Source organism: Clostridium sp. CTA-19 (assembly GCF_054767855.1).
Window position 1 is genome coordinate 38,796 of record NZ_BAAABH010000003.1, and the last position, 11,523, is coordinate 50,318.

Annotated in this window: 10 protein-coding genes; all 10 read left to right on the forward strand. The window is 24.5% G+C overall.

Annotation, left to right across the window (positions count from 1 at the left end; genetic code table 11):
• Positions 1-392 precede the first annotated feature (392 nt).
• The 10 genes from ACYUE0_RS02470 to ACYUE0_RS02515 all read left to right on the forward strand — a co-directional run bounded on the left by ACYUE0_RS02470 (position 393) and on the right by ACYUE0_RS02515 (position 11,378).
• Complete coding sequence (locus ACYUE0_RS02470; RefSeq protein ID WP_460269388.1) at positions 393-1,772, forward strand: MATE family efflux transporter; 1,380 nt, start codon at positions 393-395, stop codon at positions 1,770-1,772.
• 453 nt (positions 1,773-2,225) lie between these two features.
• Positions 2,226-3,140 carry an ABC transporter ATP-binding protein gene (locus ACYUE0_RS02475; protein ID WP_460269389.1) on the forward strand — a complete coding sequence of 305 codons (915 nt, stop codon included), beginning with the start codon at positions 2,226-2,228 and terminating at the stop codon, positions 3,138-3,140.
• A gap of 1 nt (position 3,141) precedes the next feature.
• Positions 3,142-4,335: an ABC transporter permease subunit gene (locus ACYUE0_RS02480; protein WP_460269390.1), complete on the forward strand. Its 1,194-nt coding sequence runs from the start codon at positions 3,142-3,144 to the stop codon at positions 4,333-4,335.
• A 13-nt stretch (positions 4,336-4,348) separates the two neighbouring features.
• Positions 4,349-5,566: an ABC transporter permease subunit gene (locus ACYUE0_RS02485; RefSeq protein WP_460269391.1), complete on the forward strand. Its 1,218-nt coding sequence runs from the start codon at positions 4,349-4,351 to the stop codon at positions 5,564-5,566.
• Positions 5,567-5,746: 180 nt separating this feature from the next.
• Entirely contained in the window at positions 5,747-7,123 is a 1,377-nt protein-coding gene (locus tag ACYUE0_RS02490; RefSeq protein WP_460269392.1) for a GTP pyrophosphokinase, read from the forward strand.
• 220 nt (positions 7,124-7,343) lie between these two features.
• Positions 7,344-8,084, forward strand: a complete 741-nt coding sequence (locus ACYUE0_RS02495) for a Bax inhibitor-1/YccA family protein (protein WP_460269393.1) — start codon at positions 7,344-7,346, stop codon at positions 8,082-8,084.
• Between the two features lie 470 nt (positions 8,085-8,554).
• Positions 8,555-8,968: a MarR family winged helix-turn-helix transcriptional regulator gene (locus ACYUE0_RS02500; protein WP_061994658.1), complete on the forward strand. Its 414-nt coding sequence runs from the start codon at positions 8,555-8,557 to the stop codon at positions 8,966-8,968.
• 747 nt (positions 8,969-9,715) lie between these two features.
• Complete coding sequence (locus ACYUE0_RS02505) at positions 9,716-10,282, forward strand: TetR/AcrR family transcriptional regulator (RefSeq protein ID WP_061994657.1); 567 nt, start codon at positions 9,716-9,718, stop codon at positions 10,280-10,282.
• A 218-nt stretch (positions 10,283-10,500) separates the two neighbouring features.
• Complete coding sequence (locus tag ACYUE0_RS02510) at positions 10,501-10,653, forward strand: hypothetical protein (protein ID WP_010293208.1); 153 nt, start codon at positions 10,501-10,503, stop codon at positions 10,651-10,653.
• A 251-nt stretch (positions 10,654-10,904) separates the two neighbouring features.
• Positions 10,905-11,378: an FUSC family protein gene (locus ACYUE0_RS02515; protein ID WP_061994656.1), complete on the forward strand. Its 474-nt coding sequence runs from the start codon at positions 10,905-10,907 to the stop codon at positions 11,376-11,378.
• The last annotated feature ends 145 nt before the right edge of the window (positions 11,379-11,523 follow it).

The following is an 11,523-nucleotide window of genomic DNA, read 5'->3' on the forward strand; positions in this document are numbered from 1 at the left end:
TAGGGTTCCAAGTTGACTCTTAAAATTATCCATTCCAAAACTTGGATACCTAAAATAGTGAGACATGCTCCGAATCATTTAGAATTCAATGCTGAATCTTGTATGAAAATGTTTTAAAGTTATTGAATAAATTTAAATTGAAGCTTGTTTCCCTATAGTTTTATGTATTTAAAATAATAAGAAGTGTTTGAAACATCCACTTTTGTAAAAAAACTCAAAAGTAGATGTTTTTTTTATGCTATTAAATAAAGATGATAAGGAATATAGATATATAGACTTATAAGATTAAATATAAGGAAATAAACTTTAAATCTTACTTACATATAAAAATTTGAAACCATATATCTATAATCGATTTAAAAGTTTTAATTAAGGGGAGGGGTTTAATACGCATGTTAAAAAGGTTTAAAGAAGATAAAGAGTTTTATAAAAGACTTTTTATTATAACGTTACCTATAGTTTTACAAAATTTAATAGCATCATCATTAAATATGCTTGATACTATGATGATAGGTGTTGTTGGAGAAATTGAATTAGCTTCAGTAGGAATTGCCAATCAATACTATTTTCTTTTTAGTTTAATAGTATTTGGTATAAGTTCAGGTTCTGGTGTATTTATAGCTCAATTATGGGGAAAGAGGGATGTAAAAAATATAAAAAAGACTTTAGGAATTGGACTTATATCTGGAATTATAGCTGCAGTTTTATTTAGTACAATTGGATTATTATTCTCAAAACAAATAATGGGTATATTTAATACTGACCCTAGGGTTATAGAAACAGGCAGTAAATATTTAGTTATTGTTATTGTAAGTTATTTATTTACAGCTATAACATTTAGTTATGCTGCTGCTTTAAGAAGTATAGGAAACACTGTTCTTCCAATGATAGCAAGTTTTATAGGACTTGTAACTAATGGGGTATTAAATTATATTTTAATATTTGGTAAATTAGGATTACCGGCTATGGGAGTAAAAGGAGCAGCGTTAGCTACAGTTACTGCAAGAATCGTAGAATGCTTGATAATCCTTATAGTTGTTTATTCAAAAAATGACATTCTAAATGCAAAAATAAAAGAATTCATAAACATAGAAAAGTATGTATTAAATGGATTATATAAAGTTACTATACCAATAGTTCTTAATGAAGCATGTTGGGGTCTTGGAAGTGTAACATATGTAGCTATATACGGAAGGATAGGCACAGGGGCAGCAGCTTCTATACAAATATGTTCAACAGTAATGAATTTATTTATGATAGTTACATTCGGACTAGCTAATGCAGCAGTAGTTATAGTTGGAAATGAAATAGGTGCAAACAGAGAAGAAGTAGGCAAAATATATGCACAAAGAATTTCTAAATTAGCTATAATGGTTTCTATAATTTTATCATTAGTATTAGCATTATCTTCAAAGTGGATATTATCTATATTTAATGTTTCAGAAACTGTAAAGTTAGACTCTATATATATATTATATATTTATGCAGCAGTACTTATAGTTAAAGTGTATAATGCTGTAATGATAGTAGGTGTTTTAAGAGGTGGTGGAGATTCTACTTTTGGTTCATTAGTTCAGGTGATAACCCTATGGTGTATTGGTATACCACTTGCTTATATAGGAGCTTTTATAATTTGTTTACCAGTATATTTAGTTGTACTTTTAACTTTTGTAGAGGAAGCTATTAAAGTTGTGATAATGATGAAAAGATTTAAATCAGGAAAATGGATTCATAATATGGTTAAAGATATAGGGAAAGAAGCTTCTATATAGGGAAATAAGTTCATATTTAAGATTATTCATTAAATTTTTGTTGTCAGTTTATAAATGAATAGTTTTAGAATTTAATTTAAAATTTTATATTAATGTTGAGGTTTAAAATGTAAGAAAGCTGCTTCTAACTTAATGTTAGGAGCAACTTTAAATTATAGTTTTAAATATAAAAAGATTACATAAAATTTACAGTTCAAAACAATGTTAAAATTGAAAATAAAACACATACAAATTGGTAATATCACGGATGTTTAAAAACATAATTTAAAACTCTTAGGAAAATTATGGTATAATTTAAAATAAATAGATAATATTGCATTTACATAAAAAATAATACTTATAATTTAACTAATGTCATACTAAGTAATTAATATAAATAAGAATTAAGTATATGAAAAATTAAATTAGTCTGTAATTAAATTAAAAAATCTACTATTAGGGGAGATGGGGATTATGGCAAATATATTAGAGGTAAAAGATGTATATAAGGAGTTATCTAAACGACCAATAATAAAAGGGATTAGCTTTGAAGTTAAAGAAGGAGAAGTCTTTGGATTTTTAGGACCAAATGGAGCAGGAAAAACTACTACTATAAGAATGTTAGTTGGACTAATTAAACCTAATAAAGGAACTATAAAGATAAATGGATATGATATACAAAAGGATTTTGTAAAAGCTATTAGAAGTGTTGGATGTATTGTAGAAAACCCTGAACTTTATTTAGATTTAACTGGAAGAGAAAATTTAAGGCTATTCGCAAGGATGTACGGTGATGTTACAGAGGATAGAATACAGGAAGTAATTGATTTTATAGGTTTAAATGAAAGAATAGATGATAAGGTTAAAAAGTATTCTTTAGGAATGAAACAAAGATTAGGGCTAGGGCAAGCTTTATTAGGAAATCCTAAACTATTAATTTTAGATGAACCTACAAATGGATTGGATCCATCAGGGATAGTAGAGTTTAGAAATATTATAAAGAAGTTAGTTAAAGAAAATAATACTGCTGTATTTATATCTTCACACATACTTTCTGAAATAGAATTGCTTTGTGATAGAGTTGCATTTATAAATAATGGAACAATAAAATCTATTGAACTTACTGAAAACCTTGTGAAAAATAGTACTGATGAAAGAATATGTTTAATCACCCCTGAAAAAGAGAAGGGAAAGGAGTTACTTTTCAATCTTTATTTTGTAAAACATGTTGAGGAGGAAGGGGAAAAGTTATTATTTTATTGTGAAAAAGGTACATTCCCTAAGCTTATTGAGGCATTTGCTAAAAGAAATATTCCCATAGAAGAAATAAACAAGGCACATCAAAATCTAGAAAATAGGTTTATGGAAATCATGGAGGGGGAGGAATAATTTGATAAATTGCATAAAGAATGAAATCATAAAGCTAATTCATAATAAAAAGCTATATATTTTTTTATTAGCTTTAGTACTATTAATAGTTTTTAAACTTATCTATATGTATAGTAGCAGTTTTGGAAAAACCCCAAGTGAACAATTAAAGAAAAAAGAAAATGTGCTTATTGAATTAAAGGCTGAAGCAAAAAGTGAATCATTGTCAAAAGAAAAAAAGAAAGATATAGACATACAAATGAAAAGATTAGATGAAGAGATTAAAATGTTAAAAGATAATATAGCAAATCCAGATGAAAATTGGAAAAATACTATGAAAAATAAAATTGAGAACTTGGAAAATGAAAAAGGAGAATTGTCAGAAGATTTAGACTCTATTGAAATTGAGAAGTGTAATGCTGAATTACAATATTACAATTATCTTTTAGATAATGATATTGAACCAAATAAGGAGTATAAAATATATGCGTTTGAAGATATAACAGGAATATTTGATTTTATAAATAAAATGATTCTACCAATTTTAATTGCCTTTCTTTGCAGTGATATTATAGCAGGTGAATATACATTTTCGACGATTAAAGCACTTTTAACAAAGCCGGTATCACGCAGAAAAATATTTTGTTCTAAATTTTTAAGTAATATATGTATTGTTACATTAACTATATGTCTTATGGAGTTTATTACATTTATTATTATAGGTTTAATTTTTAATTTTGGTAATCCATCTTATCCTATAATTGTTGGGACAAAATATGTGAAGGCTTCTAATAATAATTTATATATAAATAACATTTCTGCTGTAATTGGAAGTTCATATATTATTTCTGCTTGGAAATTAATACTGCTAAATCTATTTATGCAATTTATATTTATAATAACATGTGTAAGTTTTGTTATGTTCATTTCAACTATTTGTACAAATAGCATTACTTCTTTAACTATTAATTTAGGGATATTGATGCTCATATCATTAATAACTTATATATTGCCTTTAAAATTTTTAAATAAACTATATCCTATATTGTTTACAACATATAGTTGTGGTACGGATATTATTAAAGGAAATTTAGTAATGAGTTTGAATAGTACAATATTTAGTATTCCTTTAGGAATAGTTATTATGTTAATTTGGAGTATTGTTTGTTACTTTATTTCATCAAAGATATTTAATAAAAGGGATGTATTAATATAAAGAAGGTGATAGGGTGTGGAGTTTAATTAGAAATGAAACAAAAAAAATGATAAGTAAAAAAAGATTTATTGTGGTTTTATCAATGGCTTTTGGCTTAGTTGCACTTGCAACATTTGGAGCTTATAAAAATATTGGTTATGAACTGCCTAAAAAACGAGCTGAAAGGCTTAAAGAGTCAATTAATTATTATGAAGAAAAGAAAAAATATGCGTTGGAAAATAATCAGATTATGCAGGCCGAGAGATATGGTATTTGGGTAGAAGAAGATAAAAATGAGTTAGTTATTAAGGAAGAATTATTAGATAATAGTATTCCATGTAAGGAGAGGCTGAAAAAAGAGATAGATTTTTTGAATAAAAGAAAAGGAGAGGGGACTACACCTAGTTTAGACACAGAAATTCAAAAGTTAAATGATGAAATTTCTGTAAAGCAATACTATTTAGATAATGATTTAGAATATGATTATAATGGTGATGGTACAGCATTTATTGCATTACCAAGTCTTTTAAAAACTATAGATAGATTATTTATAATAGTAATAATAGGAATTTTAGCATCAGATATTATTTCAGGAGAAAATGATCCTGCTACTATAAAGATGCTTTTAACAAAGCCAGTTTCAAGAGGTAAAGTATTAATTTCAAAGTTTTTAACAGTGGTATTTATGTCTAATGTTATAGTCTTAATTTTAGAATTTATAGCATTTATTTTTTTAGGATTAATATTGGGTTTTGGAGATCCATCATCACCTATAGCTGTAGGAACAAGGTATAAAATGGATATGGCGCTTGTAGAAAATACAGGACAATCAATTTCAGCAGTAATTGGAAGTAGTTATTTAGTTACTACTTGGGAATTTACTATAAAGGCATTAATATTACAAACATTTTTAATTACAGCTACCGTTTCCTTTTGTTTTTTAATGTCTACACTTATTAAAAATAGTTCAGTATCAACAGGAGTTAGCTTTATATCTATGTTGATAATATTATGCATAACTGATAAAATTACACTTTTATCAGAACAAGGATTACCTAATATATTAAATAGAGTGTTACCATTTATATTTACATCGTACTTTGATATTACATCAGTTATAAAAGGTAATTGGGCAGGATTATTAATATGTCCACTTATAACATATAAATTTTCTTTATTTATATTAACAGCATGGATTATAGTATGTTACTTAATTTCTCATATTAATTTTGTGAAAAAAGATATAATTTAATATTAAATTATGGAAGGTTATCTTAAAATATAGTTAATTTTGAGGTAACCTTCAATTTTTATTATAGTTAAAAATATTGTCTTAGAAATGAAAATAAAAAGTAACACAAAAGACATAAAAGTTATTTAAAATAAAAATATGCTTATACAAAGTTTTTATGAAAAAGATGGAGGAAATGTTGTGGAGCTTAAAATATTTAATTTCATAGATGAGACTATAAAGCTTTTAGAAGAAGCTAAACCAGAGATTAATGATGTTTCTGAAGAAATAGAGGATTATTTAAAAAAACATTTAGAATCTATGAATGATGGAGATATAAACTTAGTAACGAGAATAAAATCTAAATCTAGTTTAGAGGAAAAAATAATAAGAAATAATTATTATAAAAAATATAAATGTGCAGAGGATTTACTACATAATTTACAAGATTTAATTGGTATACGGGTAGAGTGTAGATTTATAGAAGATGAAGTGAAAATATATGAAAAACTAAGAGAGGTATTTAATGAAAGAGATATAGACGGATATTATTATAATTCACTAAATAAAAATATACGACTTTATTTAGCTGGAGAGCAACCTCAAAAACAAAAAAATGGTTTTGAAATATATAAAATAGATGGAATATATGAAAATGATAAAGCTAAATATAAATTTGAACTTCAAATTAAATCTCTTGTAAATATGTTCTGGGGTGAAATTGAACATAAAGTAATATATAAAAATAAAAATTATATGTTAGGTGATGAGTTTCTAAAAAATATATTAACATCTATAAAAAAACATTTATGCATGATTGATAATCAATTAGCAGTAGTATATAATCATTCAGCTAAATCCAACACTGCAGATTTAGATGTAAGAAAAAAACAAATAGAAACTATGTTGTCTAAAATTATATATGATTCTTTCTCTAATCAGATGAAAAATAGTATAGGATTTATAGTTGACTTTAAAACATCTTCCGATGTGATTGTAAATTATATATTTAGAAGCAGCAATGCAAAAGATTTTCAGGATTATAATCAAACCCTTATTAATATGCTATCTAGAGTAAATGAAATAAGTAAGAATAATATTGATTTTGGTAGAGAATTAGAGTTTGATAGAGATATAAATTTTGAAAGTGAATTTTGCGAGAAATTTGGAAATAAGTTGTTAAATGTTATAAATATTGATTTTCATTGGAATATATTTTTTAAAATTCTTTTTGAAATAGAGTTAGGAAGTAATGCAGAAGATTTTGAAAGATTTATGCAATATATGGAGTATAGATTTTATAATAATGAAGGATTCTGTCAACTAAATGATAATTTTACTAAAGAAGAAAGTGAATACATAAAATGTGAGATGTTAAATATAATAGCAAATGCTTTTGGCAAGGCTACATCTATAAGTTTTATATATGAAAAAAATATATGTAAGATAAATAATGTAATAGAAGAAATGGTGTTTATGCTATGTAAAAATATAATTAGTTTTGAAAAATGGGAAAAAGAAAAAGATGTATATGAACAAATGATATTAAATAAAATATTATTAGAAGTTAATGAATAGTATAAGTTCATTATAAAGAAAATTTTGCAAATAACATCGTAATTAATTATTATGGTGTTATTTGTTAAAATATCTTATGATATAAAACAAATATAGAATTTTAAATTTATGCTTCATAGCTTCATATTTAAAAGTTAAAAGAATAAGAATAATGAAAATGGATAGGGTTATTAATGATTATTACAAGTTAATTTGATTAATCGTAGTAAGGAGTGATTGTATGAAAAGAGTAAACTCTAATCCTTTTATAACTAGTGGATTTGAAAAATCGAAAACAGGGTATAACAATAAAACTATGAGAGTTTCTTCAACTATAATTAAATCATTAATTTTAATAGGTATAACAGTAACTTCTTTTGGAACTACTTGGTCTGTATTAAAAGAGGGTACTTCAGATTTTAATAGTTTGCTTATTATATCATCTATAGCAGCATTTATATTATCTATATTAACTAGTTTTATACCTAAAATTGCAAATGTAACATCAATTTTATATGCTATGTTTGAAGGAGTGTTATTATCAAGTTTTTCTATGGTTATGGAATCCAGTTATCCAGGTATAGTATTTTCTGCTACTTGCTTAACTTTTGCAGTGGCAATAGCTACATTGCTTATATATAGGAGAACACCAACATTAGCTGGAAAGATTAGAAAAGGGGTAACTATAGGTATAACATCAGTTTTTTTATTATATATATTGTCATTTATATTATCTATATTTGGAATTTATTTACCTATATATGGAGGTGGAACTATAGGAATAGGATTTAGTGTACTAGTAGTGGCACTGGCATCTTTTAGTTTAATATTAGATTATGATTTTATATTAAAAAATGTTCAATATGGTGCACCTAAGTATATGGAATGGTATTCTGCTTTTGGATTACTTGTAACACTTATATGGTTATATGTAGAAATAGTTCAGTTAATTGCAAAATTACTTCAGGGTTCTAGAGATTAAAATACACAGATAGAAGGAAGTTTTAATTTAAATTTATACACAATTCTAAAAGATTTATGAGCATATATTACTCTTTAAATATCTAAGGTTTGGGGTAAATGATTTTAAAAGTCAATTTAAAACTTTATATTATATTTTAAATTATAAATTAAGATAATAAAAATATTTTGGTTAAAATTATATTAGATTAAAGTATGGTAAAGAAAAAATTAAAAAAAGTTTAAAATATTTAAATTAAATTTAATATTAATAAAAAAAGTTTACAAAAAATATATTTGAATATTTGTTTGTTAAAAGATATCATATAATATAGGAATATAAAATTGTTTTTTTATTTTATACGCAGAAAATTTTAATTCCTAAAGAATGGAACCAGATTAGAATTTGTTTCAATATATGAAAGTTGTATTAAATTTATAAGTTATCTAAAGTACAATTTAGTTGACTAATTAAAGTGGAGGAATAAAATTATGGAAGAAAATTTGATATCGGAGTATCTAAGAGTTGCTAATAAAACTTTTAAGAAATTAGATGAAGAATTAATTAAATTAGGTTTATATAGAGGACAACCGTCTCTTATAATGGTTTTATATAAAAATGAAGGAGTAAGACAAAAAGAGTTATGTGAGAAGCTTTCAGTTACTCCAGCAACAATGACTAAAATGGTAAATAGAATGGAAAAGTCAGGTTTTATAGTTAAAAAAATAGATAGTGAAGATTTAAGAGTTAGTAGAATATTTCTTACGGAAAAAGCTCATTCTATAAAAAATGAAATTTTTAATTTATTTGAGGAATTCGATAAGCAATGTTTTTCAAATATAAAACAAGATGAAAAAGAAATATTTCAATCAGTATTATTTAAAATAGTTAAAAACTTAAGTTAGTAATCTGTAATGTATTAGAATAAAATTTAGTTTTATTTTGATGCATTTTTTTATTGAAATTTAAGTAAATATTTAATATATAACAATATTTTAAGTACATATTCACATATAACTTTTAAAGGCAATAATTATTGTTTTTTTTAAGTTGACTATTATGTATGTAAGCAATATACTTGTAGTGAAAATGGTGAAGTTATATTCATTTAAATAATTAAAATTCATTTGCTACTATATAATCTTATGGACAACTATAGGGAAACAAGCTCAAATTTAAATTTATTCAATAACCTTAAAATATTTTTATACAAAATATAGTGTTGAGTTCAAAGTGATTCGGAGCATGTCTCATTATTTTAGATATCCAAATTTTTGAATGAATAAATTTAAGAGTCAACTTGGAACCCTATATAGGGAAATAATCTTGAATTTAAATCAATTTATCAAACTTTTATTATCGGCTGAGAAAAGACAAGTACAACTATGGTTAGTTAAAAGTAATGGATGAAACTGAAAATCAGTTTCTTAAAATAAAAAATACGTTTAGTATTATTAGGAACATAGTGAGTGATAATCACCACAACTCTTAACTCTTAACTAAAATAATCTGTTAACTAGTAATAAAATATTAATTTGAATTTTCTCATTTGATAAATTAATAAGTTTAAAATTCAACTGTTAAAGTTTTAATTAGTTGTCCAAATACATATTATTTTTAAAAGCGTATTTTAAAGTAAAAGAGGAGATACTATGCCAAAAATTATTAAAAATTTAGATGAAACTATACGAAAAAAGACTTTTAAACTATTTTCAGAAAAAGGATATGATGGAGTCGATATAAAACTTATTGCAAAGGAATGTGGTATGGCAGTAGGAACATTTTATAATTATTATAGTAGTAAAATGGAATTGTTTATGGATATATTAGATAAGTCATGGAAAGAAACTTTTAAGAAAATAGAAGAAAGTAAAATGGAAAATTTAACTGTTAGAGAAAGATTAGAAGTACAAATTGAAATATTATATGATGATATTGAAAATAGAAAAGGGTTAGGTTTTTATATACAACAAAAATATATATTTAATAGTAATAAAGCAACAGAAATGACTAATCTAAATGATGTCATTGTTTGCAATATTAAGCAAATATTTGAGCCCTTAAGTAAAAAATCTTGTTTTAATGCAATTGAAGATGTAAATGAAAGATTAGGGTATACATTAATACTTCAAATTACTAAATGTCTGGCTATGTATCCAGAAAAAAAATGTGAAAATCTTAAATTTATAAAGTCTTTAATATTATCATTAGTAGTATAATGAAATAGAAATCTAATTGAATTGCAAACTTCTTTTTGTAAATAGAAGATATTGTTTTTATGAATAAGTTTAATGTCTATAGGACATAATAAAAATATAGTGTTAATTGGTAGGCTATTAGATTCACAGTCTAAATTAGTTCTTAATGATTTTAGATTTGTCTAAAATTTATATATATAATAGGCAATTAAACATATTTAGAAGGGAGTTTGTAATTTATGGGTAAAAAAATGCATAAAGGAGAACAACAAAAACTGCTAAAGAAAGCTAGAAATCTTTTAGAACAAGATATGGGGATTACAGAAGTAATGGAGGCTACAGGATTATCACAACAAGATATTCAAAGAGAACAACAAAAAATGAGAAAATAATATAAAGGAAGAACTGCTTTTTAATTAAGGCAGTTTTTTATTTTGCCAAAATTTAGAGTATTAAATTCCGTAGAAATTTATAGAAAAACTAAATGTAAAGGAATAACAAGTGCATTAAATTATATTTAATAGGCTATAAATAAAAAAGGGATTTTGAAAAGTATATATAATTAAGTTATTATATATACTATAAAAAATTATATATATTGATTTTTATTTAAATTTTATAGGTCATTTAAAGGAGTACATTTATGAAGAAAGTAGGAATGAGAAATATAAAAACAGCAGTATCTGTTTTTATTTGTATAGTAATAAGTAGAATTTTTAAATTTTCTTCACCTTTTTATGCTTGTATAGCAGCAGTTATATGTATGCAATCTACTGTAGAAACTTCCTTTGAGGTAGGAAAAAACAGACTTATAGGGACTACCTTTGGTGCTATATTAGGAGTAGTATTTTCTTATATAATGCCTAATAGTGTAATTCTTACAGCATTGGGTATTAGTTTGCTTATATATTTATGTGATGTAATTCATAAAAACAAGTCAACAACTATATCGTGTATAGTTTTTGTAGCTATTATGACTAATTTAAAAGATAAATCTCCATTTGAATATGGGGTAAATAGATTTTTAGAAACAGCGTTAGGGATAGTTATTGCTGTATTAGTTAATAAGTATATTTGTCCGTATTATAAGCGTAAAAAAGAGAAGAGAGATAAATAAAGAACAAATCATTATTATGTGATTTGTTCTTTATTTTTTATAGAGATATAGGGAAACAAGCTCCAATTTAAATTTATTCAACAATCTTAAAATATTTTTACACAAGATGTAGTGTTGAATTCTAAGTGATTCGGAGCATGTTTCA